Genomic DNA, 24,214 nt, shown 5'->3' on the forward strand with positions numbered 1-24,214 from the left:
GGTGGTTTGTTTTCTCCGGCCCGCTCGCCCCGCCGGTTCGCGTGCGAGCCGGTTCATCCGAAGAACCTCGCGTAGAGGTCCCATGTGCAGAAAAATATCCAAGTTTTCCGCCCGTCAAGAGGCAGGCAGAAAAAAATTTAATGCCACTTATGGGCCTCCAGAATCTGGGCTATCGGAGACGCTCAAGGTGAGGCTGTGATGCGGTTCGCCACCTCTACGTCCGTGCTCATTATGGCCCGGTGAAGATGGCCCTCCACCGCTCCATCACCTTCTGGTCCGGCATCCTTGCGATGGGGTTTATCTGCTGGGCGTGGTGGGATTCCTATCATTCCACATCGGGGTTCAGATATGGGCATGTTGCCGGAATGAATTCCGTAGGAGGGGTATTGGTGGAGCGAGATAGTCACCTCGAAAGCAATGTGACTTTCCGAAACCGGGGTTACCCGCGGGTCCGCCCTCAGGCCACGCCACCCCCTTTCTTTCTACGGGGTGCCGACCAAGCATTGTTAGCCGAGCGCACAGCTGGGATTGAAACGTCCGGACGTCCGTCTCTACTGGAATACGGCACGGATAGATATCGGTGGTCTCCATCTGACCACTGGGGGTTTTTCATCCCCCACTGGCTCCTCCTGCTCACATTGGCTCTACCCTGGTCCGCCCTTCTGCCCTGGCGGGCGAGGCGGAGGCGGAGAGCCATCACATCCGTTTGATCCTCTTGCGCTGACTCCTCCACTTCGCGGCAAGAACGAGGAGCCACCCCCAAAAAAGCATAGCCAGAACAAGCTGGACCGGCAAGGCGAGGCGCGAGGCGCCCACAATCGATTTCCACTCTGGGTAAGCGAGAAACGAGAACACGAGCACGCCGATCCAGAAAGTCTTCCAGCACCAGAGCTGACGGGGCTGTATGATGCGACGAAGGGTAGCACCGCGGTCATGCAGCCCCCCTTGATGACATCGTAAGGATGGATATTCTCCCTTATGGTCACGCTGAAGGAAGCAGAAGGTTTTGCAGAGCTCGGGCTCTGGCAGGACGCTTGGGACACGATCGACAAGCTACCTGCAGACGAGAGGATGAAGCCGGCCGCTCTGCGGCTGAGACTGGTGATCTGCCCATACCTCGAAGCCTGGGGGCCGGGCGCCGCAGTGGCGAAGCTGCTATGCGGCGGGGACGAGACGGACCGCAAGACCGCGGGCTGCTATTACCGGGATCTTGCGAAGCTATACATCGCGCATGGTGAGATCGATTCCGCCCGCGTGGCACTCCGGGACTGCGTCGAAGCGTGGCCGGAAGTACGGCCCGAGCTGCTGGACGACCCGGTCATCGCGCGGCTCCTGTGACACTTATTCAATCGCTTTCTGTGGGAGTTGTATCTGGTGCCAATCGCTCTTCCTCCACCCACGAAGCGTGTTCTCCTCGATCGACGAGGTAGAGAGGGAGCCCTCCGCTCACGGCGTGGTCCATGACTGTTCCCGCGGACCCTTCGTTCGCCCCGCTGGTTATTCGCACGGCGTCTCCGTGCTGGTACTTCTGGTTGATCACCCCCCGGTATGGGGCCGGAATGCCCCATCACGAAGCTAATCCCGAAAGTGAAGCTCCGCACTTTGCCGGGCGGGCTGCGGACCAGGATGCATTCCCGTGTGGAACCAATCCAACATGCCACCAGCGCGCGAGGTTACGGAGGCGGAATGCTCGTCAGCTTGAGAGTAACCCGATCGGTCCGATTCGCACCGTCCCCGGCCTCCGAGATGAATGGGGCCCCTCGCCCGTAGCCATCCTTGCGAGCCTCCACATACAGCTGTCTTTCGCGCCATCCCCGCACTTGAAAGTTCCCTTCGGAATCCGTGGCGACGGTCTGACCGGGCCCGCTTCCACCGGCCAAGGCCCCAGCATCCCCGCGGGAACTTTGATGGTAGTCCACCGAGGCTCCCGACACCGGTTTCCCTTCTTGATCGACCACTCTGCCGTACATCCGTACGGGGGGATTGAACGCCACGCCGACGCCGAGAAGGATCAAGCCACCGACCACAATGCCCGCAATAATCCGCCTTCGGTGGGAAGTTCCTCTCTGGCGATCACTGGGACGGGACGATCTGGAATAGGCAGGTGCGGACATGTTGAGGGGGGGGTCGAGGGCGGGCGGGCGCGGGTTGTCTCCCTTCGCGGGGAATGCAATAATACAAGCAGCCACCCTCACATTAGCACGGGGGTCAAGGAGGCAGGGAAAGCGATGATAATATGAAGGAAATTTTCGCTCTACTCAAAACCTCGCCTACCGATGTCTGATGGAGATTATGTTCCGCACTCAAGAAACTGCCACCGAGAGTCAAGCCGGTCTGCTCAAAGCCGCCGAGGCGTTCCTCGCCGAGAGGGCGCTTCTACAACGCCCGGATCAGGGCCCATATTAGCGCTGAGACGGAGTTTGTGACAATGCACGACCTCAGGGGCTTTCCGTCTTCAAGAAGTCACAGCACCTCCACAAAAACCGCATCGATCCGCCGCCCTTCGAGCGGCTCGACGTCCGGAAACTCCGGATTGATCGACTTCAGTACAGGGACCTTGCCGAACCGGGCATGCTCCTCGTCGCCGTTGGCCTTCTCGTAGTCGAAGAGCTTCAACGTCGTACCGAAGCCATCGTTGTAGACCACGATGCTCCCCTTCTTCGGGAAGCCCTGATCCTTGAAGGCCTTCACGATGATGGTCGAGCCGTCCGGCACCGTAGGCAGTTCCACAATCTTTTACCGCGCATCCATGATCCGCTTGGCATTGGCCACCACGGCATCTCGAACGAAGTCCTGCAAGCTGCTGTAGCCTTCTTGGACCATTGCACGCCGTATCACCTTGGCGTCCTCGTAGGAGTACTGCGGCGCGCCTAACAGATCATCGCACATCAAGCGCTCAATGAGCTTGAGTGTTGGGGGCGGAATGGGGCGCGGCTTCCCCGAAGCGAGCCATCCGGAGACGGTTGTTGGGTGAGCTCCGGTCTGCTCGGCGAGCCACTCTCTGGTACGCTCTGATTGCTTCAGCCAATCTAGAATTTCGGGAACCGTGATGTTCTCGTCGGGCGTCATTGGCGTTCAATCTATCAGCAGTTTGCTAAACCACACGTTCTATTTTCTGTAATCTGCTCTTTTCCCTTGCTCGCGGCAGCAAATCGCTGTCTTGCGGGACCATGAGACAGCAAATTACTGCCTCGGCGGTGTTGCCAGAGTGGGCCGAGGGACTTCCTGCGGAGGTAGTTAGCACCGTGCGCCAAGAAGCAATGCGCCGCCGGATCGCTCCGGCAGCCCTAGTGAAGGAGTGGACCGTTCAGGCGGCTCGAGACTTCACCCGAGATTCACCTACCCAACCCGAAGTAGTCACCGCCCGATGACCACCGCCCTCACCATCCCGGATCTCATCCGTCTCATGCGGGACACCGCAGCGCGCGCATGGCAGCTCCGCTCTCACCGCCTCTCCGGAGAAACCGATGCCGTGCTCCTTGGCAAGCTCACCATGCTCGATGTGATCGGCGACATGCTCTTCACCTCGGACCGGACCTTGAGCCCTGCCGAAGAGCGCGAGTTCCAAGCCGCCAAGAATCAACTCGGGCGAGCTTGGGAGCATCTAACAGCCTCTGCCGATCGGCAGGAAGCTATCTCTCGGGAGGCTCGGGCGGCAGTAGCGACGATAGATCAGGCCCGAGCTCTAGCACTTCATGGAACTTGGCGATCACCGTTGGGACGGCGACTCGCCCGCCTCCTGGTCCCGGTTCCCCGGTGGTTTTGTGGACGACGCTCTGCACGCGGTACTGCTCCATGCCCAGAAGGATGTCCTCTCCTCTCACCGGCACCCGCAGCATCCACAGGATCTCGATACGGTCACTCGCGGATGACGAAGTGCGGTCCTGAAGAAGCACGGGCACCGCAATCCACGGCCCCTCCTGTTCGCCCGGGCTGATGTCCGCATCAGGCATCCACCCTCCCTCTCAATTTTCCTCAATTCCCGCAACGCCGTTCCTTGCCATGACCTTCGCCAGCCTACCACCTGCAGACCGCTGGGCCGTGCTCGACCGCGAGCTACCCCGGTTAATCGCGAATCATGTGACTGCTGCCGCCGTCGATCCCTCGGATGAGATCTGCGTCGCAGAGATCGCTGCCAAGCATGGCATCGGCGAGCGCGCCATGGTCACCCGCCTGCAGGACCTCGGCGGTAAGCCCTACCAGATCGGCAAGGGCTGGTTCATCCGCCGCAAGTCCTACGTCACCGTTCTTGAATCCGCCGAGCGCTCCCGCGGCTAATCCACCGTCGCCCTTTCACTTTCACCATCACCGTTTGAAAACCTATGAATGCTCCAGCATCCCAGCCCCATGCATCCGCCGGCAAGGCCGCGGAACTTGCCGAAGCTCCCGCCACCCCCGAGCCCTTTACCCCGGGGGGCTTCGCCTACTTTCACGAGATCCCCGTCTCGGAGGAGCTCTACGCCCTCATCCAAGACCGCAGCTTGGAATATGAAGTGCCGGTCGAAGCGATGGCGGGCCTCCTGGTCAGCTTCGGAAATCAACTCGTTTTCAACGAGAACGCCGCGGACACCGTCCCGATCTCGAACTTGAGCACGAGCCGCTTCACCAGTGGGGGCATGATCTGGAAGGCTCTCGGGCTGAAACAGCAGCACACCCCTTTCCTCGTCCCCGCAGCCCTCTCCCAGAATGATATGTACAACATCTGGACGGGTTCGAGGGCGGTGGGCTCCACCGCGGAGGAATGGGCGGGCCGTCTCGCCGTCATTGGTAGTGAGGTCCTCGGGAATGCAGATTTCCTGCGCGTTTACGTATCCGTCGGCGGCCTCATCGGCAGGCTTGCGGATGGCTACCACGGCCGCCTGCTCTCGGACTCTTACGGGAACCGATTCGACGCAGACGAGCCCGGCACCTACCGACACATCAAGCTCGATCCGAAGGTGGCACAGCGCGCCGCCGCTGCGGCCGCCTCCCGCGGTTTGAGCGTGGAGGCCTACATGGCGGAACTCGTCGCGAAGGGGAAGCTCAAGCCCGAGGCGCCGAAGCGCCGGAAAGCTGCGCCAAAAGCCTTCAAGGCCTTCGCCAAGAAGCTCGCCGCGGAGGCAGAGGCCACGGATCAGGAAGCCAATGCGCGCCTCGGCATCGAGCCTCAGGCGGCGAGGAAGCGCCCCTCCCGCAAGCGCGCCCCCGCCCGCCATTAGCTCCGGCGTTTCGCGTGGAACGCCCCGCCCCCCCCCCCGCCGCATTCATCGTCTCACCCTTCGTCCTCCCTCTTTGATCGCCCACTGCATCGCCCTAGCCCGTGGAATATCTCAATCTCGAAACTCACGTTTTCCGCTCTCCTGAATTCATCGGCGCGGATCCTGCCCAGCGCGGCACTTGGATCGCTCTCCTCGGCTGGTGCGCGTCACAAGAGAACGGAGGCCGCATCGCCGCCTGCCGCGCGTGGAAGGACCGCATGTGGCAGCAGCTAGTCGGCGTCACTGCGGAGGAAGTCCTCGAGGAATCGCCCCTATGGACATGGGAAGGTGAGGATCTCGTTATCGTCCACTATCCCCTTGAGCAGGAGCTCGCCCTCCATGCCCGCCGGGAGGGCAATGCGAAGGGCGGCCGCGCCACCTCCGGGGCCAAGGCCGCCGCAGTCCGTCTCAATGGTAGCCAAGGTGGTCGACCGCCGAAGATCGCAGCCCCCTCGCCCTCTGGTGAAAACCCAAGTCAAACCCAAGAGGGGGGCCTAGCGGGAAACCCAAGTCAAACCGAAGCGCCGACCCAAGATAATCCCAACGTAAAGGAAGGTAAGGTAAAGGAAAGTAAGGGAAGGGAAACGCGCACGCGCGATGCCGATCCCCCTCCCCCCGCTTTGTCGCCGGCGGAGTTGAAACCGATCGACCGCGTGAAGGCGGAGCTCGGTGCCATGTGGCCGGAAGCACCCCGCGCTTGGACTGGCCGGGATGACCACGGCCTCTGGGACTCGCTGCCCGTCCTCGCCGAGTTCAGCCAGGACGATTGGCTCGCATGCCGCTGCTGGGTCCAGTGCCCCCAGCGCATCCGGGATCGCCCCCTGTGGCCCCGGGACCGCATCGAGTTCGTCGCGAATGCGGGGCAGGCCATCGAGACGATCCGCAAATGGTGGAGCGTCGCGGGGCGCAAGTGGTGGGGTGCCCGGCAAAGCCGCGAGCCTCCCGCTCTCATAGCCGCGCTCCCTCCCGCCTCTGCTCCGGAGCCGGACTACGACCCGGCCGCGGTGTGGGATGAAATCAAGACCGCCTCCGGCACCTCCGCCGCATGACCGCTTGCCCCGACTTCACGCCACCTCCGCTCGAGCACTCCTCCTCTCGCCCTCGATGAATCTCAAGCTGCCCCGCTCCTACAAGCCGAAGCTTCCTCCGCGGGAAGTCATACTCCTCGATTGCCTCTGCCGCCTCGATCTCGAAGGCAGCGGCATAGTGGATGCCACACCATCTACGATTTCCACCGTACTTCAGGTTTCTGTTTCGGAGGTGGAGGCGGACCTCGCGTCGCTGAATGGTCGCAAGGTTCTGCTTATGGGTTCCAAGCAGTTCGCCATATTGTCGCGAATTTCAAGGAACCTTAAACAAGAGCGGGATCGCAATCGCATCCGCAAGAAGCGGGGCGGCTCGGAGGACTGGACCTTTCACCGGCGGGTCGCCCGTGCCTTCCCTTCGCTGCGTGAGGGTTACCGCCCAGCCTCCTACAACCGGCCGGCCGTCTTCGAGTCCTTGTTGAGGGAGCACCCCCACTACCATCGCCGCCAGTGCCCTGCCGATGTCGAGATCCTCACTGAGGCCTGCTACCCCGGAGAACTTTGCACCGTCCTCACTTTCATCGCCGAGCAGCAATCCGCCAACCGCACGCCCGTCCTCCTCTACACCCGGAAGGCTATTTACGTCGGCGTCCGACGCTCTCCGAAGAGGTGATCCGCTACTGGGGATTTCCCCTGCTTGCCGCCGCGATCACCTATGGTCGGACCTGCTTTAAATCGTCCACGGAAAGCCTCCCCAGCTGGCTTGTGAAGGTCACCGTCTGACTCGCCCCCTGCTGTTGTCCCACACCCGTGATTTGGTGATCACCGGTGTCATAGACGCTGACATCACTGCCGATCCGGACCGCCAGGCGGCGTGCAGAAGGGAATACCGCGTAAGCCATTTCGTTCTGAGATCCTGAGGACCCGGGTTTGCCTAGATTCGTTGGCCACCATTCTTGACCACTGGTAATCCTGTCGTCGGGCTCAAGCCTTTCGAAAAGCGTCTCACCTCGCCCCATCGCCCCAGAGATCTGTTCGCAGATGGTGGCCACCTTCGTCTTCAGGGCGTTGTTGAACATGTCGCTGACCATGGTCATTCCCCCGCGCATCCACTGTCCGTAGCCGAGCTCCCGGGTGCTGAACTGGGCCATGGTGCCATTCCCGGCCTGCACCGCCTTGATCATGGAGATTGTGGTCTCGTGTTCGATGCCGTGCTCGTCTTGCAGGCGGCGGGCTAGATTTCTTCCGGATTCCGTAAGTTGATTCATGGCCTGAATCATTCGCATCGGTGATCGATCGCGTCCAGTTGCCTTCATCCGCGGAATGCCTGCTCAGGGTAAGTGAACGCCCCGAATCCCCGCCTCATGCTCCTCACGGATCACGGATCACCCGGCACTCTGATGCCGCATGAATCCGCGATTCCTCGCCTTCATATCCACCCTCGCCGCGGTGGCCTCGGCCATCGGCGGTGCAGACCTCGCGGGCTTTGTCAGCCTGCTTCCGGAGAATTGGGCGGCCTTCTGTGCCGTCGCGCTCCCTGTCGTCGCTGCCTTCAAGCACTTCCTCGATATCTTCGGCGACTATGCCGATGACGGGAAGCGCAACCACAGCTTCAACCCGACCTTGAAGCTCGTGCCCATCGTCATGTGGCTGACCCTCGGTGTCCTCGCTTTGCCGCTCTGCTCCTGCAGCGGCATCAGCGCCGGCCTTACCGGCCAAGCCACGGAACCCGTCGCCGTCAGGCGCGAGGGAGGCGAGCCGGTCAACGTGGTCAAGCGCGACCTAATCCTCGCCGAGTCCGGCCCGCCCGCCACCGTCTACGGCCTCTACGATGTCGGCCAGATCGCCCGCCTCACCGGCAAGGTCGTCGGCACCAAGTAAGCAAGGAGGGGGTGCGTCCCGCGCCCCTCCTTCCTCTCTCCAATCGCGGGCGAAGGTTCACGCCGCGGCCCATTACCGCCAGCGCGCGGGTTCGAGTCCCGCCCCGCCACCCCTTCTCTTTCCATGAAGGTCCTCGAAGATCAATGGCTCTCCGATGCCAAGCGCCTCAAATATCCCGCCGGGCCGGAGATGAAGATCCGCCGCTTCGGGATCGCCCACTTCACCGCGGGCGCTGCCGCGCTTTCCTCCTACAATTTCTGGCTCTCCGGTGAAGCCCGCGGTGCAGAGGCTCATGTGATCATCGATCGCGATGGCACGGTCTATCAGATCCGTCCCTTCAACCAGCGCTGCGATCACGCGGGCACCTCCACCTGGAGCGATCCCAAGACCGGCCGAGTCTTCACCGCGCTCAACTCCTGCACGATCGGGGTCGAGTTCGCCAATGCAGGCGACTCCGCCCGTGCCGATGGCACCGCCTTCACCCGCTTCAAGCTTCCCGCCGGAGTCATTCAGGCCAGGCACAAGAACGGCGGCCCGGTGAAATCGTGGGAATGCTACCCGGAGCCCCAGATCCTCGCTGGCATCGCCGTCTTCAAGGCGATCACCGCCCGCTACAATCTCGATGACCTCGTCGGCCACGAAGATATTGCCCCCAAACGCAAGGTCGATCCCGGCCCCGCCTTTCCCATGACTCGCATCCGCCTCGCCTGCGGCTTCCCCGCTTCCATCTGACCCCATGGGCCAATTTATCGACCAACTCGAGCGGCTGCTCAACATGGGCTTGGCTCCCATCGTCGGGATTCTCTTGCTCTTCTGTCTCGCCCTTGCCGGGGTGGTCGCCACGTTGGCCGCCTTCGGCTTCAAATTCTTCATGGGCGAGCGACGCCGTCACGACGCCCTGCTTGCTCAGCGGGACAAAGAGCGCAGCGAGGAGCGCGTTGTAATCGAGTGCCGCCTGTCGGCATCGGAGACTCGCCACGAAACTTGCGAGCGCGATAGGGAAACGCTCCGGGCCGAGGTCGCCACACTAGGGGAGCGGGTCACCCGGTTCACTGCTTGCCCCAAGCGGGATTGCTCCAATCGCCTCCCCTGACAGCCGCTAAGAGATAGACTTAGATCTCATTCTGCGCATACAATTCGCTAGCGGCCCGGAAAGAGCGCTGCTTCGGTGCGGGCCGTGCTCCCGCGCCGTACTTCTATCGCGTGACGATCCCTGAGGGGCTCATTTTCGAGCTCGCAGTGGTGGTGGCCGAGTCGGTGCCTGCGACTGAAGCCTACGCCGTGGCCAGTCGCTTCATCCGGGATTATGTCGCGCACGAGTGGGAGTGGCGTAGCGAGGGCCCGGCCCTCATCCGGCCTACCACCGGTCCACCGCGAATCCAAGTGCCTCCGGACGCGTTTCACTTCAGTCGCGGGGTCGTATGGTGCCTAGGTTACGATACCGTAAGCTGATGATCACATTAGTTCTTTAATCAGCGGGTCCTCGAGCAAAACGGACCGGTAGGCTGGCGAGGTCTCCGCAGCAATCCGAGCGGCCTCGATAGCGCCTTCGCGGTTCCCGCTCTGCAGCCGGTGCGCCGCCGTTTTGTGGAAGAACTTTGCGGATTCGATCTGGTCGTCCTCCCCTCCGTTCCTCACGAAGAGAGCGATGTGCCAACTGAGTTCCCAAGCTCCGAGCATGAGACAGCAGGCCAAGCGCACCCTCTGCGCTGGCATATCCCGCCCGTGTCGCTTGGTAGCGATTCGATGACATCCCAAGCATCGTGCCAGAGCCCGAGTTCGGCCAAACCTTCAGCTTCAAGGATCGCGTCCATGGGGAGGGGGTGGGGGTAAGTGGGAACAGCGGAAAAGCATCGGAGTGTGAAGCCTCGCTTTGATTCATGGGATCACGCGATGACGTCAGGGCTTCCAGACGCTGCTAGCCTGGGGTCCCTTGGTTCTTGGGGTCGGCTTCCACACTTCGCTTCAGGTCGTGGCGCTCCGGCATGACAAGCGTTCGTGCAAGGATCACGCCGGCTTCGGCTGCGGCCGCTCTTACCAAAGAAACCACCGATTCAATGGTCGCTTCGCTCTCAATGAGCGCCCAGATATTTTCACCGCCGTCCGGAGTGAACTGCCGTCGGCGCATCTGTAGCTCGAAAGCCTCGCGGCTCCTGACGGTGGTTCCCGAATCCAGTTCGGAGTAGATCAAGAAGTCCATACGGGGGAGTGGGGCTTGGGAAGTTTTGAGCCCAGTCCCCCTACCCCGGAATCGTTGGAAAGCAAGCGGGCTCCGCTTTGGCGGAGGGACCCTTCTTGGGCAACAGCGCAGGCGGCAATGGTGCCGCCGTACTGATCTGCCACGCGGCGAGAAGTCCGAATCCCAAGGCAATCGCGACAAGTGCAGCGATCACCCTTTTTTCAAATGGTGTAAGCGGCGATGAGGTCATGCGGTCCGGACTGAAAACCGAAAGGACCGATTACACAACTCCGGGCAGGAGGCCGCCGCGGGATTTGCACGCGGCGGGCTCCTTGAGGTTGACGGGAGGGAGTGGCACCCCAGCCCCGCCGGCCTCTCGCGGAATGCGGTGTGGCACGGCGGCGGGCGCCGGGAAAAAATGCGCGGACGGATCTGGAAGCAAGTCTCTTTGCTTGGGCATGCGACCGGGAGGTTCCTAGCTACTCCCTCCCCAGGGTCTCACCCAATCTCCTCCCGGCCGCAGATCGCTCATGACTCCTGCTCATGTCTAACAGATCAACAAGGTTTACACAAATTTGCGGCACCCCGGAAAACAAGACGGCCGCCGGAAACAGGACCGGCTGCCGTCGCAACTGCCTGGAGATTCCCCCCGGATTCATCCGGGCAGCAGACAATCCGGAAGGATCATCGCCTCGCATATACCGAAGGAAGCAATCTTCGTCAAGTTGCAGAGCATTGCACTTTGCCCAAGCGACAAACTGCGCAGCGAATCAGCTTGTTAGGTTGGGGTGTTAGGCGAGCTTCGGCAGGTTTCTGCCCCGGAGCAAAAAGACTTGCTGGCACCGTATCCCCCATGGTGCCGGCGGGTTCGACCCCGCTGTTCACACCGTGACTCTGAATGCCCTCCGCTCCTCGATTCGTCCGCGTAAGATCACCTTCCTTTTCGAAGGAAAGCGGCTTACGATCGAGCCGTACGTTCTGTGCAATGGTGCCACGATAGGGGTCTTCGTCTTGGGTGGCTTGGGTTGAGGACCAATCGGAGTTCCACTTCTACCGCTATCGTGAGCTCCGGGAGATGGAAGAAACTCCGCGTTCATTCCCTGCAGCACGCCCCGGCTTCGATCTCTTCGACCGCTACATGGGCGAGATCGACACCTGCATCAGGCCCTAGCCTGCCCGTCCAAGGACATCGAGAGTAGCTCGGCGTCGGTAGTAAGCGACGACCCACAGCCGGCCGATCAAATGCTGCTTCATCGGAGGAACATCAAGCCCCTCAAAAAATAAAATCCTTGGTCCGAGAAAATTCGAACCAAGGAAGGAAAGCGGTTTATCACGCCTGAACAGGTCGCAACGACCTGTTTAGCGACGTTCACCAACGGGAGCCACGGCGGCGATCACCACTCCCACCCACTTCGGCGGTAGCGCGGTCTTCGCGGGGGCGTGCTTCATTTACCGTGAGAGAACGGCCTTCATGCTGCTTGCCGTCGAGGCCGCGGATAGCGGCATCCATTCCCATGGAATCGGTCATGGACACGAATCCAAAGCCTCTTGGGCGGCCGGAATCCCGATCCATTACGAGAATAGCTTCACTCACTTGGCCAAATTCGGAGAAAAGGCCGCGGAGTTGAGATTCATCAACCGAGAAGGGCAAGTTGCCCACATACATTTTGTTACTCATTATATCAGATGTCTTCTTCGTACTGGTAATTCTCTTCTGCTCCCGAGGACCGGGTCTAAAATCATCACCGAATACAAATACCCACCTGATGACTCAACAGCCTTTGAATGATTCAGGCTTCGAGGACACATCACCATTACCCGCTCGCAGGAGCTGGGCAACCAAATTCGGAAACTAGTTTTGAAAACGTCAGCGCCACGCGGCGGCACGCGAGATGCGCCCTCACTACATGGGTCTCAGGAAATCGGTTGGCACCTTTTGCGGCGCATGGTGAGCAGAGGCGCGATTAGTAAGAGCAAGATGCTGGATGTCTCGGGCACAACTACGATTTGGCCGGCAGGACCGCCTAAGTTGAAAATCCCTGCGCCGCCATAATCATCCTGAAAGTACAAAGCCGTTCCGTCGAGTGACTCCAAAAATTCCAGACTGCTCGCTGTTAGGCCCGCATAGGAGCGCGCTACGCCGTCGCCGCTGATTGTTAGCGATGCTGATAGGGGGCCGCCTGAAAAGCTTCCCGTATTGGTCAGGAATCCGAGCTGCGTGTAGAACGAATCTCGGGAATGCGCCAGGACGATCTGGCCCGAGGCGAACGACTCGCCGAGATAAATTTGCCAGTCACTTTGCGGACTGAGGCTGACGTTGAGAGATTGCTCAAAGGAGGAGGTAGCGCTTTCTCCCCCGGTCCAGTCGCCGAAGCCCAAGCGGATGGACCTGTAGTCGCTCTCCGCGATAACCAAAAGTGGGCTTGTCGCAGTGCCCGACCAGGTAACCGTCTGGGCCAGAGTGTCGACCGTTACCGTGACAGCTGCTTGCGTCGGCACGGCTGGCAAGATGCCAAGAAGAGCCGTCAAAAAAAGGCACTGGACGCGTGAGGTAGGTAAGGGGCTGCGCACGCGAGTTGGGTAGATGTCCCGCGAGATCTTCGCAAACATTAAAGGTCAATGCGTGATTCCGCGGCCCGATCCGGGCGGTGAGGGGGATCCTCCGTCCTAGTGGGAAATCGCCATCCCCCTCAATCCTCCCAATCTTCCCCTCCCCCGCTACTCGCTACTCGCTACTCGTTACTGCCCCCTTTCTCAGGGCACGGCACCTCTTGGCACGCTGCAGGTCCGCATGGGCCTCGACACCGCCGCCTTCGCGGACAAGTTCAATTCGTTCGCGAAGGACATGGAGAAGCGCGCCAAGGGCTTCTCCCGCGGGCTCTCGGGACTGACGAACGTCGGCACCCTGCTCGGCGTCGCCGGGATCGGGGCCTCGCTGGTTCAAGGTCTCAATGCCGCCGGCCAGTTCGAATCCTCGATCATGCAGGTGGCCGCGGCTTCCGATCTCGGAGCGAGCGCGATCAAGGGCTTGGGCGATATCGCCATTCAGGCAACCAAGGGCACTGTCTTCGGTGCCAATCAAGCCGCTGCGGCCATGCTCGAACTTGCCAAAGCGGGCATGTCGCCGGCGGAGCAAGAAGCAGGCGGTCTCGCCGCGACCATGCAGCTCGCCGCTTCCGAGGGACTTCAACTTTCGTTCGCTGCGGAGCGCATCACCGAGGCGATGGGTGCCTTCAAATTGGGAGCCAAGGATTCGGCCTCGATCGCAGACGCCTTGGCGGGCGCCTCCCTCGCTTCCACCGCCTCGGTGGAGGGACTCGCCCAGGCGCTTTCTCAAGTCGGAACCGTGGCGAATCAGAAAGGTCTGTCCCTCCAGGAGACCACGGGCGCGCTGGCCTTGTTTGCTCAAAGCGCCCTCAAGGGGTTGGATGCGGGCACATCCCTCCGGACCATGCTCTCTCGCCTCGTGCCCGAGACAGACAAGGCCAAGGAGGCAATGGCACAATCCGGCCTCAGCTTCGTGAATGCCGACGGCTCATTCAAGCGCCTGGGCGAATTCGCCGAACAGCTCAAGACCAAGCTGGGCGGGCTCAGTGCATCGCAGCAGGCCTCCACGCTGCAGACGATCTTCGGCAGCGATGCCATTCGCGCCGCCACCATCCTCACGGTCGAAGGTGCAGGAGGACTGCAGAAGTATGTGGACGCCACGAACGACAAGATGGCCGCCGAGAAGCTCGCGGAGGCCCGCACGCAGGGCTTTGCGGGAGCGATGCTCAAACTCCGCCACACCTTCGAGACGGTGGCAATCGAGATCTCCCGCGGAGGGATCCTCGATGCCTTCACTTCCTTGGCGGAGAAGGGCGCGGCAATGGTGGGCAAACTCGCCACACTCCCGGATTGGGCCAAGAAGCTCGGCGTGGGGCTTGCCATTGGGGCCGCCGTGCTGCCCCCCCCTCGCTCTCGCAGTATCATCGGTTGCCCTCGCCTTCCCCGCTCTTCTCACCGGCATCAGCGCCGTGGCGGCTTTTCTTGTCAGCCCTTTCGGCCTGGCGATTGGCGGGGCCATCACCGCGGCGGTGCTTTTCAAGACCGAGCTAATCGCCGCTTGGGGCGAGATCCGTGTTTGGTTCTCAAGTTGGGTGGAGAACAACCGAACCCGGCTGGAGGGCCTGAAGCAGGCATGGTCGGGATTCGTCACCGCGCTGGGTCCGCTGTGGAAAGCGATCAAGGACGGTTTCGTTCTCATGGGCAAGGGCATCGCCTCGGCATTCGGGCCGGGGGTAGCCGCCCAGATCACGGGATTCGGTTCTCTGGTTGGAACCGTCATGTCCGGCCTGATCGATTACTTCACCCAATACCTTCAGGGCGTCACTACCGTCATCAACCGGTTCACCCAAGGGGTGCCCGCCGCCACCGAGAAGATCGTCGCTTTCGTGAATGGCATCGGCCCGCAACTGGCCAGCGCGTGGCAATGGGTGAAAGACTCGGCGAAAGGAATCTGGGATGGGATTGGGGAAACCATGACCAACGCGTGGAACGGCGTGAAAGAGTCTCTCGCGGTAGTTTGGGAGGGGATCAAAGCAAAGTTCCGCGAGTGGGCTCATAGCCTCGGCGATGTTTTCGACTCGGCTTGGGAGTCGCTCCACTCGAAGTTTTCCGCACTGTGGGACAAGCTTAAGGGCTGGTTCATCTCGACAGCTTTGCCCCAGCTCAAGGAAGCGATCGCCGCCGCCTGGAAGGCCACCGATTGGAGCTTCCTCGGCGAGGCCGTGACCGATGGCCTTCGAGCCGGGATCCGTGCTGGCAAAACCGCGGTGTTGGCTGAAGGCGTCGGGCTGGCCGCTGAATTGATTTCCGGCGCCAAGGACAAGCTCGGCATCCGCTCCCCCTCCCGCGTCTTCACCGAGATCGGCGAGCAGGTTGGCAACGGCTTCGTAAACGGCATCCGTAACAAGATCGCGGAAGCAGGGAAGGCCGTGCAGCAACTCGTCTCCACCGGCCAATCCGGTTTCACCAACTCCTTCCTCGCCGGTGCTACGAGGAACATCGTCGGACCCGATGCCGACAAACAGTTCAAGGCCTGGACCGAGAGCATCAGCAAGGGCGCGATCCAAGTGCAGTCCGCCTGGTCCTCGGCCATGACCCACGTCGGCAGCGCGATCGATGAGTTCGTAAAGACCGGCAAGCTCAACTTCTCCGACCTCGTTCGCTCGATCATCGCGGATCTCGCCAGCGCCGCCCTCAAGAACGCCTTCAACGGCCTCCTGCAGGGCATCCTCGGTGCCACAGGCGGCATGTTCGGCGGCAGCACCGGCAGCACGGGCGGCGGCATCCTCTCCGGGCTCGGCAGCATCTTCGGGGGAATCTTCGGCGGCATGGCCAGCTTCGAGGGCGGCGGCTACACCGGCACCGGTTCCCGCTCCGGCGGACTCGACGGCCGCGGCGGTCGCCTCGCACTGCTTCACCCGCGCGAGACCGTCATCGATCACGCCGCGATCAAGCGCGACGCGCGCGGCGGGCAGCGCCCACAGGTGCACCTCACCGTCCCGATCAACCTGCAGCCCGGCGTCTCCCACGAGGAGCTCGCGCGCATCATGCCCACCGTTCAGCAGGGCATCATCAAGACCCTTCTCGACACCATCCCCCGCGGCGGGCGCTTCGCCTCCGCGTTCGGCCAGTAACCATGCCCACCACCATCGATCTACCGGAAGTGCTCAAGCGCGTCGTCCGCCTCTCGTGGACGATGGAGAGTAATCATGGCCTCGCGGAGTCCGTCTTCACCGGCACCGCGCAAGCCCAGCGCGGCCAGCTCGAGCGCTGGTCCTTCACCATGGAGTTCCGCAAGATGAACCGCGCCGAGGCTCAATCCGCGGTAGCCTTCTTCATGCGGCTCGAAGGCCAGCTCAACCGCTTCCGCATGGCCGATCCCGCCGCCCTGAAGCCGCTGGGAAAGGGCACCGGGAATCCCGTCGTCAGCGCCGCCACGCCCGCCGGATCCCGTACGCTCACCACCACCGGCTGGCTCCCGAATGTCCCGGGCCAACTCCGCGAGGGTGATTGGGTCCAGATCGGCGACCAACTCTCGCGCGTCCGCGAGGATGTCGATAGCGACGCCACCGGTGCCGCCACGCTCGACCTCTGGCCCAAGCTCATGCTCGCCGTGCCCGACGGCACCCCGATCGTCCTGCGCCCCGCCAAGGGCATCTTCCGCTTCACCAGCGATGCCCCGAGCTTCGACCTCACCGCCGCCGATACCAACAAGCCCTTCAGCTTCCGCATGTCCGGAGTCCAAGAAGTCCTCATCCCATAAGGAGCAACGACCTTACTGTCGTTGGCACAACCCGGGTGCCTTCCCTTCCCAACCATTCGACATTCGGAAATTCCTCATTCGTCATTCATGCGCGACCTTTCCCCGGAGTTCCTCGCCGCGATCCGCGCCGATAGCGTGGTGCCATCCCTATTAGTCTATTTGGATTTCGCGGGCGATCCCTTCCGCGCGTGGACCGGCCTCGGCCCGGTCGATTGGGACGGCCACACCTGGCAAGGCGTCGGCAATCTCGGGGAGGTCGGCGGCATTGAGGAATACTCCGAAATCCGCGCCGGTACCGTCGAGCTGCGCCTCTCCCGCATTCCCGGCACCGCCCTCGCCGATGCCTTCACGCTTACCTACAAGCGCCGCGCCGCGGAGATCCATCTGGTGCTGCTGGATGAAGAGAGCGAGGCCCCGGCCATCCTCCACAGTTCGCTGCTCTTTCGCGGCACCATGGACACGCTGGAACTCGACCGCCAGCCGGGCGAGTCCAGCTTCACGCTCACCCTCGCCAACGAGCTCGCGCGGCTTAAGGACTCCTGGGGCCTGCTCTACACTGACAGCGATCAGCAACGCCTCCACCCCGGCGATACCTCCCTCCGCTTCGTCCCGTCCCTGCAAGACAAGAAGGTCCGCCTGTGAACCGCTCCGAGCTGCTCGCCGCCTATCTCGCCGAAGTCTGGGGCCGCCCCTACCGGATCGGCCAATGGGACTGCATCCTCTTCATCGCCGAATGGGCCGATCGCCTCATGGCCCACGAAACCGACGGCGATCGCCAGCCCGACTTCGCGGGACAACTCCGCGGTGCCTACACCACCGAGCGCGAAGGCATCGCCATCTTCACCGCCCGTACCGGCTTGAACGCCGCCATCGCCACCGGCCTCACCATCCACGATTGGCAACTCATCCCCATAAGGAGCAGGGACATTCCTGTTCCTGACGCGCAGACTCCGTGCCTTGCCCCCGGCGACATCATACTCACCGATCTCCACCACCCCGGCATCTGGGATGGCGCCGCGATCGTTGCGCAACCCGCTAAATCTTCCGGCCTGCTTCGGCTCCACCCGCGCCACGCCCTGCTTTCTCTACGCGCCCCGCACCAATAACCAGACAGCAGCCATCACCAGGTGTCCGCCGATGATCAGAATCACGGCAACGGCTAGACGGCACGACCAAAGGCAGCGCAGGAATCGGCGGGAACGTGTCGGCATAGCTTCCCCGAATCGTCTGGGGGGAGCTTTACCTAACAGCGCTATGCCACGGGTCTAGGGCCATCTCTCCGCTCTTTTAGGCATTAACGATTCATGACCTAACAGCGATGCAGCTTGCCACGCTAGGAATCGCATCATGCATCCAACAACAGGGAACTCGTCGCTTCTTCAATGGCTTGCGGGCGGTCCCCATCCTGCTGAAGCAAGTGCGAGCCGCAATTTAACGGCCAGAACCCTACCGATACCACCATGAACTCTACCGAAGATTGCCTTGATGCCTGCAACAGCCTCCTCAGGGGCGAACTCTCAGCCGTCGAGACCTACAACCAAGCCATTGAGAAGTTTACCTCGGAGAAGGAGCTGAGCGCGCTTGAGGGAATCAAAGCCGACCACATCGAAGCAGTCGGCATCCTTCGACAGCACATCACCGATATGGGCGGCGAGCCATCCAAAGACTCGGGTGCGTGGGGCACCTTCGCGAAGGCCGTCGAAGGCGGTGCCAAGATCCTCGGCGAATCTCCTGCCCTCGCCGCACTTATCGCCGGTGAGGAACACGGAATCTCTGAATATCGGGAGGCGCTCGAGTCCTCCGGCGTGATGGAAGAGATCAAGGTCCAGATTCGCTCCAAGCTTCTTCCGGCGCTTAATTCTCACGTCGATACCTTGAAGCGCCTGAAAGACGCTTGAACCCTTTCTCGTGGGCATGGTGGCCGGATTCCGCAAGGGGTCCGGCCGCTTCTGCATAAGCCCCCGGCACTCTCACCGCCCAGTCTTCCTCCTCTCTCCCCTGCATCGCTACCCGCCCCTCGCCGCTCCGCATGGGAATCCCGCTAGCTTTCCCGGATCCAGATCGGCACCGGCATGTCCCGCCGGTTGAAGAGCCGCGATCGGATGAAGACCGATCTCGTGAACGTTACGGGACTCTCGAAAATCCGGGTGCATCGCTCAAGACCCCAGCAGCCCACCGCGACCGCGAGAACGAAGTCGCCGATGCCGCAATCGTCCGGCCCACTTTTCTGTCGCTCTCCGGCATCTTCCACCAACCTTGGCAAGACGTGCCCGCGGGCACGAATCTCGATCTCTTTGACTTCCGGTTTCAGTAGAGATCGTTGGACGGTGGAGGCAGAGAATCCGGCGGCGAAAGTTGTTGCGAGCGACATGGGGAGGGTTCTCTCGGAAAGGGAGAGCTGTTCCATCATTGCAAAGAGCGTGCCGTCCTTGAAATCCCGCCACCACCAAGAAGTCCCGCATCTTGCGCCCGCAATTAAATGCACATTGCGCGGACCTCGCGGCAGCTTGCACCCCTCAACTCCTCCAATCCTCCCCCCTCTTCCTCCAGGTTCTCCGCTCCTCGCTGCACGCTCCCCCCCATGGGCGTCATCGGCGGCATCGTAGCAGGCATCGCATCCTTCCTCGGCGCGTCGGGTGCCGTCGCTTCCGCCATCGGCTTCGCGGTCAATCTCGGCATCGCCGCCTTCTCGATTTCCAGCAGCCTCGGCGCAGCCAAGGAACAACGCCAGGCCGCCGAGCGCGCGCGGCTCGATAGCATCCAGCGCAACGCCTTCCGGAACTTCCGCCAGCCGCTCACCCCGCGCCGCATCGTCTTCGGCACCTGCCGCGTCGCCGGGCCCCTCGTCTTCGCCCACAACCGCAAGCTCCACGGCACCCACCTCGTCGTCGCCCTCGCCGGGCACGAGGTCGAGGCGATCGACTCGGTCTGGCTCCTCGAGGACGAACTCGTCTACCAGAAAACCGGCCCCAACCTCGGTGCCGTCGCCGGGAAATACGGCAAGGCCGTCCTCATCCAGACCTTCCGCGGCACGGCCACGCAGGAGATCGGCAACGCGATGATCGCCGCGCAGGACAACCGCCCCGGCGTCCCCGCCGCTTCCCTCGATCCCGGCATCATCGTCGCCTCCGACCAGTTCCGCGGCATCGCCGCCATCTACGCGATCTGCCGCGCCTGGTCGCAGCTCTTCGAAAGCGAGACCCCGGAGTTCGCCGCGATCGTGAAGGGCAATAACCAGATCTTCGACCCGCGCGACGACTCCACCGGCTACACCGCGAACCCCGCCCTCTGCACCGCCTGGTATCTCACCGCCATCATGGGCTTCCCCTGGTCGACCATCGACAGCGAGGCCCTGATCGCCGCGGCCGATCATTGCGACGAGGAGGTCGAGCTCAAGGCCGGCGGCACCGAGAAACGCTACGAATGCCACGGCGTCATCACCGCGGACATGCAGCACCGCGAGGTCCTCTCACTGCTCGAGCGCTCGATGGCCGGCCGCGTCCGCTACGCCTCCGGCAAGTGGTTCATCACCGCCGGTGCCGCTCCCATCGCGGAGCCCGTCGACTTCACCGAGGCCAGCGCGCAGGCGGGTTACAAGGTCCTCTACGATCCGCCCGACCGCTCGCTGCCGAATGCCGTGCGCGGCTCCTACGTCGACACCAAGTCATGGCAGCCCCGCGCCTACCCGCAGCGAGAGCTTCCCGCCGCCATCACCGCGGAGGGCGGCCCCTGGTGGCTCGATATCGATCTACCGCTCACCGTCTCGCCCTCGATGGCCCAGCGCATCGCCAAGATCGAACTCCTTCGCGCGCGTTCCCGACGCCGCTTCTCGATCGAGCTCGATCTCCGCGGCCTCGCCGCCCAGCCCGGCAGCATCGTCACCTGGTCGGCCCCCGACATCGGCATGGCGGCCGCGAGCTTCGAGGTCGATGCCTTCGGCTTCACGCGCCGCGATGGCAAGCGCGGCGGCAAGGTCCTCGGCACCCGCCTCGACCTGGTCGAGTGGGGCGAAAGCATCTTCGCCTGGAACCCCGCCACCGATGAGAAGGAAGGCACCGACGGCGTCGCCAATCCCGGCGGCATCACCCCGCTCGCCCCCACCGATTCCTGCTACCTCGAGGCCAACCTCGAAGCCGCGGGCGCGGACTTCTACGCGGAGTATCACATCTCCTGGACAGATCCCGAGATCGACGAGGCCACCCTGCAGCACGTACGCGCCGTGGTCACGGTGACCATCAAGTGGGACAATGCCGGCAGCGAGGACACCACCGTCGCCACCGCCACCGAGGATGTGCTGCCGAACGTCGAAACGCTGATGAAGCCGATCGAGGCCACCCAAGCCGGATGGTCCTACCTCTCCCACGAAGTCACCGTAACCCTCGCCGCCCACTACTCCAGCGGCCTCGCCAGCGGTCCTGCCAGCCTCGGCCTCTGCGAGATCCCGCCCTCTACCTATTTCGGCAGCAGCAGCGCGGGCACCTTCCCGGACCAGTTCTTCTACGAGCTCGAGGGCGAGAGCGATCCCACCTGGTATGGCTCCGCAAACGAGGACCATCTCGTCCAGTTCCTCGTCGGCCCCGATCTTTCGATCCTCTACGATGTCGACGGCCAGCCCATCGCCGAACTCGCCTCCGGCGGCCCCGCCGGCCTCTACACCGCCACCAGCGTCGGCGAGTCCCGCTTCAACGACGGCAACCCGTGGACCTTCACCTTCACGCTGGTGTAACTTCAAACAGGACCGCTGTCAGCCATCACCCCGATATCTCACGATCCATCCGCCGGAGCTTTAGGGCCCGGCCCAATTCCACCATCGCTTCCTCGAACTCTGCGGGGGTCAAGCCGGTGAAGTGCGGGACGACTCCTCCATCGTTCATGTAAACAAGAGCCTCGGTGACCCTGCCTCCGAAGTGCCTCGAGCCAATTCCGGTAGCCCGTGTTCCTGGCCCTGAAATCCGCAGCGCCTTGGCCACGGCTTCAAAAAGCGCATCCGAATTGGTGGCATTGGCAGAACGCGAAATCACTTTCTTGTATACAATATTTTCATGCAATTTGTCAATGCAGTAGCAAGCTCTCCCTTCAAGCTCCCCTAACATCTTCCCCCTCGCTACTCGCTACTATCATCCCCCGTCCGCTCTGCCTTCACGGATACTGCGGCCGCATTCGCAGCAAAAAGGTTTCCGGGCAAATCTCGAGATCGTCGATATTGGCCAGGCATATCCTCTTCCATCCTTCCACTCCCGAAGCAGCCCGCGCCCACATCATCACCATGGGACCGCGGCATCTCCGGTCCACTGTCATGGCATGCGGCGCGCCTGTGTAGGCCTCCTTTGCAGTCCTGAATCTAACCTTTAGCCGCCTGGCAATCGCATCACGCAGGGCAGCCACATCCGCCTGATTCATCAGACCCCTCATGCCTACACCTTACCGAGGGAAGTCACCTGCGCGAGATCAGAACCTCCGCTGAATCCCAGCAGCCCCTTTCACGATTTGACTCCCTCCACTTCTGGGCGAGTACTACCCCGCTTCCATCTCAACGAAGCCCTCTCAAAATGAAAGCCACTTACATCCTCGCCGCCGCAGCCGCCCTCGCCTTTGCCGCCTGCGAAAAGAACGACACCGTGAAGGACAAGATCAACGACGGGCTCGATCGCCGCCCAGCCGAAGGAATCCAAGATGCCGGTGAGGACATCAAGGACGCCGCAAAGGATGTGAAGGAAGACGTCAAGGACGCCACTAGGTAACTTTCTCGACCCTGCAATTGCGCAAAAGGCCGACATCCTCTTCCGGTGTCGGCCTTTTTCATTCTAGACCGGATCGGCGCGCTTCATCTCACTCCACCCGTTTCCATCCCACGGGATCGAGTTCCTTGTAGCTCGCCGCAAAAATCCACGGCTTCTCACCTGCAGCCAAAGCAGCCGGATAAAATTCCGTGAGACGGATACGTCCGTCCCAATGCGGCACGGCCGCTGCAGCGACCGATTCGCCGATGTCACACTCTTCCGGACCTTGCCGGACCATTTCGGGGGTTTTGAGATTCATAGCCCTCTAACCTAACACATTCCCGCAAGGATCAAGGGTCGCTTTTGAGCGCTATTCACTTCGCGTCCATCCCCTGAGTTCTCCGTCTTTAGAAAGTGGAACGAAGATCCGGGGAGGGCTGAAGGGCCCTTCACCTGGGGGGTAGAGCTCGACGCTACCAGGTTCGCTCCGCCAGCCCGGTTCGGCCGAAGCGGGGATCCAATCGCCAACCATGCAGTCCCGCGCTGCTTGGCGTTCCTCACCCGGCGACTGAGATGGCCGCTCGCCGCTGTCATCACTCATACTACAACGGTCCTCCTGTTCCATCGGCGAACAACAGATATCTAATCCGATTTTTCCCGCTTACGGCGCTAACAGATTCAGCCCCACAATCCTCCCCCTCTCTCCTTGCTCCATTCGTCATTCGGAAATCCGACATTCGTCATTCCACCCTGAATCCCCCCAATCCTCTCCCCCCTCGCTACCTGCTACTCGCTACTTGCTACTACCTTCGGCCCATGCCCTCCGCCGTCGTCCGCCTGCTCTGCGAGGCCCGCAGCTCCTCCCGCACCGTCCGCGATGCCGCCACCCAGGAGCGGCCCTTCTACTGGCGGGGATCCTCAGTTGCTTTCCAACTCGCTCTGACCGATCGCGGCGCCCATCTCCTCGCCGCGGGCGTCGGGTCGATCATCGTCGAGGTGAAACGCCTCGATGCCTTCCCGCTCGATGATTCCCTGATGCGGAAAGAATTCGTCGAAGGGGACTGCGACGCCGCCTTCACCGCTGCCGATTGGGACGGCGGCAACAAGGCGCTCCTCACCGCGACCTTCACCGTCAACGAGGCCGCCATCCTCCCGGGCACCTATCGCCTGATCGTTACACACGAAGACCCGGAAGGGAACGTCAACATCCACCTCTCCAGCGAACTGGCGGTACTGGATCCACAGACCGGCAGCGAGGGCATCGACCCGCCGCCGGTCGCTTGGACCTATCTCGACAGCGTCCCCATGGTCCGCACCGACAGCGACCAGAACCTCTCCGACGCCCAATCCCTGCAGGCTCTCGAAAACCTTCGCCTCCGCTCGCCCACCTCAGGCCTGCGGATCGTTCTCAACTCCGGCGGCGGCCTCGACCTCGCCCTCTGGAACCAAACCACCAACACCTACCGCGTCCTCCGCCTCGAAGGCACCCCGGGCGACAACACCGAGGGCCTCATCTTCTCCGATCCGGAGTAAGGCCCGGGACCGCGGATCTTCAGTCCGCATCCTTCCCCTCCCACTTCATTCGACATTCGGAAATTCCGCATTCGTCATTTCATCCACCATGCACCGCATCACCAAACTCCTCGCTCTCACCTCTCTCCTCTTCGCTTCCGCCCTCGCCGATCCACCCCCGCCCGCTCCTCCCGCCACCACGCCCACCGGTGGCACCCCCACCCGCGCGGAACTGAATGGCAAGGCTAACAAACCCCTCGGCCCCTTCGCGGGCGACATCCAAGCCGCGGCCGCGGGCGTCGCCTTCGATGAAATCTACCGCAAGTCGGACGGCTCGATCGCCTGGCTGC

Annotated in this window: 27 protein-coding genes and 2 pseudogenes; 20 read left to right on the plus strand and 9 right to left on the minus strand. The window is 62.2% G+C overall.

Annotated features, from left to right (window positions below; translation table 11 throughout):
* Nucleotides 1–978: 978 nt before the first annotated feature.
* Nucleotides 979–1,338: a hypothetical protein gene (locus OJ996_RS25870; RefSeq protein WP_264516664.1), complete on the plus strand. Its 360-nt coding sequence runs from the start codon at nt 979–981 to the stop codon at nt 1,336–1,338.
* A gap of 1,125 nt (nt 1,339–2,463) precedes the next feature.
* Here OJ996_RS25870 and OJ996_RS25875 read toward each other — a convergent pair.
* The 4 genes from OJ996_RS25875 to OJ996_RS25890 all read right to left on the minus strand — a co-directional run bounded on the left by OJ996_RS25875 (nt 2,464) and on the right by OJ996_RS25890 (nt 3,953).
* Nucleotides 2,464–2,730, minus strand: coding sequence for a S24/S26 family peptidase (locus OJ996_RS25875; protein ID WP_264516665.1), 267 nt, complete (start codon nt 2,728–2,730; stop codon nt 2,464–2,466).
* 6 nt (nt 2,731–2,736) lie between these two features.
* A complete protein-coding gene (locus OJ996_RS25880) occupies nt 2,737–3,069 on the minus strand; it encodes a hypothetical protein (protein ID WP_264516666.1) in 333 nt (110 codons plus the stop codon).
* A gap of 238 nt (nt 3,070–3,307) precedes the next feature.
* A complete protein-coding gene (locus tag OJ996_RS25885) occupies nt 3,308–3,604 on the minus strand; it encodes a hypothetical protein (protein WP_264516667.1) in 297 nt (98 codons plus the stop codon).
* Nucleotides 3,605–3,632: 28 nt separating this feature from the next.
* Nucleotides 3,633–3,953 carry a hypothetical protein gene (locus tag OJ996_RS25890; RefSeq protein ID WP_264516668.1) on the minus strand — a complete coding sequence of 107 codons (321 nt, stop codon included), beginning with the start codon at nt 3,951–3,953 and terminating at the stop codon, nt 3,633–3,635.
* Between the two features lie 49 nt (nt 3,954–4,002).
* Between OJ996_RS25890 and OJ996_RS25895 the strand changes: the two genes are divergently transcribed.
* From OJ996_RS25895 to OJ996_RS25910, 4 genes are all read left to right on the plus strand, one after another.
* Nucleotides 4,003–4,278, plus strand: coding sequence for a hypothetical protein (locus tag OJ996_RS25895; protein ID WP_264516669.1), 276 nt, complete (start codon nt 4,003–4,005; stop codon nt 4,276–4,278).
* A 44-nt stretch (nt 4,279–4,322) separates the two neighbouring features.
* Nucleotides 4,323–5,198 (plus strand): hypothetical protein, encoded by an 876-nt coding sequence (locus tag OJ996_RS25900; protein ID WP_264516670.1) that lies wholly within the window; start codon nt 4,323–4,325, stop codon nt 5,196–5,198.
* Nucleotides 5,199–5,299: 101 nt separating this feature from the next.
* Entirely contained in the window at nt 5,300–6,286 is a 987-nt protein-coding gene (locus tag OJ996_RS25905) for a hypothetical protein (protein WP_264516671.1), read from the plus strand.
* Nucleotides 6,287–6,341: 55 nt separating this feature from the next.
* Nucleotides 6,342–6,935 (plus strand): hypothetical protein, encoded by a 594-nt coding sequence (locus tag OJ996_RS25910; RefSeq protein ID WP_264516672.1) that lies wholly within the window; start codon nt 6,342–6,344, stop codon nt 6,933–6,935.
* A gap of 40 nt (nt 6,936–6,975) precedes the next feature.
* On the opposite strand, the gene OJ996_RS25915 is transcribed toward OJ996_RS25910, so the two are convergent.
* The gene (locus OJ996_RS25915; RefSeq protein ID WP_264516673.1) at nt 6,976–7,530 is read right to left on the minus strand and encodes a hypothetical protein; all 555 of its coding nucleotides are present in this window, start codon (nt 7,528–7,530) and stop codon (nt 6,976–6,978) included.
* 139 nt (nt 7,531–7,669) lie between these two features.
* Between OJ996_RS25915 and OJ996_RS25920 the strand changes: the two genes are divergently transcribed.
* The 4 genes from OJ996_RS25920 (at nt 7,670) to OJ996_RS25935 (ending at nt 9,595) form a co-directional block, all read left to right on the plus strand.
* Nucleotides 7,670–8,143, plus strand: coding sequence for a hypothetical protein (locus OJ996_RS25920; protein WP_264516674.1), 474 nt, complete (start codon nt 7,670–7,672; stop codon nt 8,141–8,143).
* 123 nt (nt 8,144–8,266) lie between these two features.
* Complete coding sequence (locus OJ996_RS25925; protein ID WP_264516675.1) at nt 8,267–8,875, plus strand: N-acetylmuramoyl-L-alanine amidase; 609 nt, start codon at nt 8,267–8,269, stop codon at nt 8,873–8,875.
* A 4-nt stretch (nt 8,876–8,879) separates the two neighbouring features.
* Entirely contained in the window at nt 8,880–9,236 is a 357-nt protein-coding gene (locus tag OJ996_RS25930; protein ID WP_264516676.1) for a hypothetical protein, read from the plus strand.
* Between the two features lie 110 nt (nt 9,237–9,346).
* Entirely contained in the window at nt 9,347–9,595 is a 249-nt protein-coding gene (locus tag OJ996_RS25935; RefSeq protein WP_264516677.1) for a hypothetical protein, read from the plus strand.
* Between the two features lie 466 nt (nt 9,596–10,061).
* Here the strand turns inward: OJ996_RS25935 and OJ996_RS25940 are convergent, their stop codons facing one another.
* Nucleotides 10,062–10,343, minus strand: a complete 282-nt coding sequence (locus tag OJ996_RS25940) for a hypothetical protein (protein ID WP_264516678.1) — start codon at nt 10,341–10,343, stop codon at nt 10,062–10,064.
* 994 nt (nt 10,344–11,337) lie between these two features.
* Here OJ996_RS25940 and OJ996_RS25945 point away from each other — a divergent pair.
* Entirely contained in the window at nt 11,338–11,493 is a 156-nt protein-coding gene (locus tag OJ996_RS25945) for a hypothetical protein (protein WP_264516679.1), read from the plus strand.
* 297 nt (nt 11,494–11,790) lie between these two features.
* On the opposite strand, the pseudogene OJ996_RS25950 reads toward OJ996_RS25945, so the two are convergent.
* Together OJ996_RS25950 and OJ996_RS25955 are read right to left on the minus strand one after the other, a co-directional pair.
* Nucleotides 11,791–12,000 (minus strand): annotated as a pseudogene (locus OJ996_RS25950) (RNA recognition motif domain-containing protein); the annotation flags it as partial.
* Nucleotides 12,001–12,236: 236 nt separating this feature from the next.
* A complete protein-coding gene (locus OJ996_RS25955) occupies nt 12,237–12,932 on the minus strand; it encodes a hypothetical protein (RefSeq protein ID WP_264516680.1) in 696 nt (231 codons plus the stop codon).
* Between the two features lie 235 nt (nt 12,933–13,167).
* On the opposite strand from OJ996_RS25955, the pseudogene OJ996_RS26625 reads away from it, so the two are divergent.
* From OJ996_RS26625 to OJ996_RS26000, 8 genes and pseudogenes are all read left to right on the plus strand, one after another.
* A pseudogene (locus tag OJ996_RS26625) lies at nt 13,168–14,202 on the plus strand (phage tail tape measure protein); the annotation flags it as partial.
* A 136-nt stretch (nt 14,203–14,338) separates the two neighbouring features.
* The gene (locus tag OJ996_RS25970) at nt 14,339–16,003 is read left to right on the plus strand and encodes a phage tail tape measure C-terminal domain-containing protein (protein WP_264516683.1); all 1,665 of its coding nucleotides are present in this window, start codon (nt 14,339–14,341) and stop codon (nt 16,001–16,003) included.
* 2 nt (nt 16,004–16,005) lie between these two features.
* The gene (locus OJ996_RS25975; RefSeq protein WP_264516684.1) at nt 16,006–16,632 is read left to right on the plus strand and encodes a hypothetical protein; all 627 of its coding nucleotides are present in this window, start codon (nt 16,006–16,008) and stop codon (nt 16,630–16,632) included.
* Nucleotides 16,633–16,719: 87 nt separating this feature from the next.
* Nucleotides 16,720–17,274: a hypothetical protein gene (locus OJ996_RS25980; protein WP_264516685.1), complete on the plus strand. Its 555-nt coding sequence runs from the start codon at nt 16,720–16,722 to the stop codon at nt 17,272–17,274.
* Complete coding sequence (locus tag OJ996_RS25985; RefSeq protein ID WP_264516686.1) at nt 17,271–17,738, plus strand: DUF6950 family protein; 468 nt, start codon at nt 17,271–17,273, stop codon at nt 17,736–17,738. The genes OJ996_RS25980 and OJ996_RS25985 overlap by 4 nt, the downstream gene beginning before the upstream one ends.
* Nucleotides 17,739–18,092: 354 nt before the next feature.
* Nucleotides 18,093–18,530 (plus strand): DUF2383 domain-containing protein, encoded by a 438-nt coding sequence (locus OJ996_RS25990; RefSeq protein WP_264516687.1) that lies wholly within the window; start codon nt 18,093–18,095, stop codon nt 18,528–18,530.
* Between the two features lie 683 nt (nt 18,531–19,213).
* Nucleotides 19,214–21,358 carry a phage tail protein gene (locus OJ996_RS25995; RefSeq protein ID WP_264516688.1) on the plus strand — a complete coding sequence of 715 codons (2,145 nt, stop codon included), beginning with the start codon at nt 19,214–19,216 and terminating at the stop codon, nt 21,356–21,358.
* Nucleotides 21,359–22,181: 823 nt separating this feature from the next.
* Nucleotides 22,182–22,373 (plus strand): hypothetical protein, encoded by a 192-nt coding sequence (locus tag OJ996_RS26000; protein WP_264516689.1) that lies wholly within the window; start codon nt 22,182–22,184, stop codon nt 22,371–22,373.
* 88 nt (nt 22,374–22,461) lie between these two features.
* Here OJ996_RS26000 and OJ996_RS26005 read toward each other — a convergent pair whose 3' ends face one another.
* Nucleotides 22,462–22,671: a hypothetical protein gene (locus OJ996_RS26005; protein WP_264516690.1), complete on the minus strand. Its 210-nt coding sequence runs from the start codon at nt 22,669–22,671 to the stop codon at nt 22,462–22,464.
* Between the two features lie 497 nt (nt 22,672–23,168).
* On the opposite strand from OJ996_RS26005, the gene OJ996_RS26010 reads away from it, so the two are divergent.
* Nucleotides 23,169–23,885, plus strand: a complete 717-nt coding sequence (locus tag OJ996_RS26010) for a hypothetical protein (RefSeq protein WP_264516691.1) — start codon at nt 23,169–23,171, stop codon at nt 23,883–23,885.
* 88 nt (nt 23,886–23,973) lie between these two features.
* Nucleotides 23,974–24,214, plus strand: a 241-nt coding sequence (locus OJ996_RS26015; protein ID WP_264516692.1) for a hypothetical protein, incomplete at its 3' end; no start/stop codon positions are given.

The organism is Luteolibacter rhizosphaerae, from assembly GCF_025950095.1.
Classification (GTDB): Bacteria; Verrucomicrobiota; Verrucomicrobiia; order Verrucomicrobiales; family Akkermansiaceae; genus Haloferula; species Haloferula rhizosphaerae.

What these genes read in the sequence shown, in the direction of transcription:
- OJ996_RS25870 (WP_264516664.1), top strand. Translation starts at nt 979, where the DNA reads ATGGTCACGCTGAAGGAAGCAGAAGGTTTTGCAGAGCTCGGGCTCTGG.
- OJ996_RS25880 (WP_264516666.1), bottom strand. Translation starts at nt 3,069, where the DNA reads ATGACGCCCGACGAGAACATCACGGTTCCCGAAATTCTAGATTGGCTG.
- OJ996_RS25885 (WP_264516667.1), bottom strand. Translation starts at nt 3,604, where the DNA reads ATGCTCCCAAGCTCGCCCGAGTTGATTCTTGGCGGCTTGGAACTCGCG.
- OJ996_RS25890 (WP_264516668.1), bottom strand. Translation starts at nt 3,953, where the DNA reads ATGCCTGATGCGGACATCAGCCCGGGCGAACAGGAGGGGCCGTGGATT.
- OJ996_RS25895 (WP_264516669.1), top strand. Translation starts at nt 4,003, where the DNA reads ATGACCTTCGCCAGCCTACCACCTGCAGACCGCTGGGCCGTGCTCGAC.
- OJ996_RS25900 (WP_264516670.1), top strand. Translation starts at nt 4,323, where the DNA reads ATGAATGCTCCAGCATCCCAGCCCCATGCATCCGCCGGCAAGGCCGCG.
- OJ996_RS25910 (WP_264516672.1), top strand. Translation starts at nt 6,342, where the DNA reads ATGAATCTCAAGCTGCCCCGCTCCTACAAGCCGAAGCTTCCTCCGCGG.
- OJ996_RS25915 (WP_264516673.1), bottom strand. Translation starts at nt 7,530, where the DNA reads ATGAATCAACTTACGGAATCCGGAAGAAATCTAGCCCGCCGCCTGCAA.
- OJ996_RS25920 (WP_264516674.1), top strand. Translation starts at nt 7,670, where the DNA reads ATGAATCCGCGATTCCTCGCCTTCATATCCACCCTCGCCGCGGTGGCC.
- OJ996_RS25925 (WP_264516675.1), top strand. Translation starts at nt 8,267, where the DNA reads ATGAAGGTCCTCGAAGATCAATGGCTCTCCGATGCCAAGCGCCTCAAA.
- OJ996_RS25930 (WP_264516676.1), top strand. Translation starts at nt 8,880, where the DNA reads ATGGGCCAATTTATCGACCAACTCGAGCGGCTGCTCAACATGGGCTTG.
- OJ996_RS25940 (WP_264516678.1), bottom strand. Translation starts at nt 10,343, where the DNA reads ATGGACTTCTTGATCTACTCCGAACTGGATTCGGGAACCACCGTCAGG.
- OJ996_RS25955 (WP_264516680.1), bottom strand. Translation starts at nt 12,932, where the DNA reads ATGTTTGCGAAGATCTCGCGGGACATCTACCCAACTCGCGTGCGCAGC.
- OJ996_RS25975 (WP_264516684.1), top strand. Translation starts at nt 16,006, where the DNA reads ATGCCCACCACCATCGATCTACCGGAAGTGCTCAAGCGCGTCGTCCGC.
- OJ996_RS25980 (WP_264516685.1), top strand. Translation starts at nt 16,720, where the DNA reads ATGCGCGACCTTTCCCCGGAGTTCCTCGCCGCGATCCGCGCCGATAGC.
- OJ996_RS25990 (WP_264516687.1), top strand. Translation starts at nt 18,093, where the DNA reads ATGAACTCTACCGAAGATTGCCTTGATGCCTGCAACAGCCTCCTCAGG.
- OJ996_RS25995 (WP_264516688.1), top strand. Translation starts at nt 19,214, where the DNA reads ATGGGCGTCATCGGCGGCATCGTAGCAGGCATCGCATCCTTCCTCGGC.
- OJ996_RS26000 (WP_264516689.1), top strand. Translation starts at nt 22,182, where the DNA reads ATGAAAGCCACTTACATCCTCGCCGCCGCAGCCGCCCTCGCCTTTGCC.
- OJ996_RS26005 (WP_264516690.1), bottom strand. Translation starts at nt 22,671, where the DNA reads ATGAATCTCAAAACCCCCGAAATGGTCCGGCAAGGTCCGGAAGAGTGT.
- OJ996_RS26010 (WP_264516691.1), top strand. Translation starts at nt 23,169, where the DNA reads ATGCCCTCCGCCGTCGTCCGCCTGCTCTGCGAGGCCCGCAGCTCCTCC.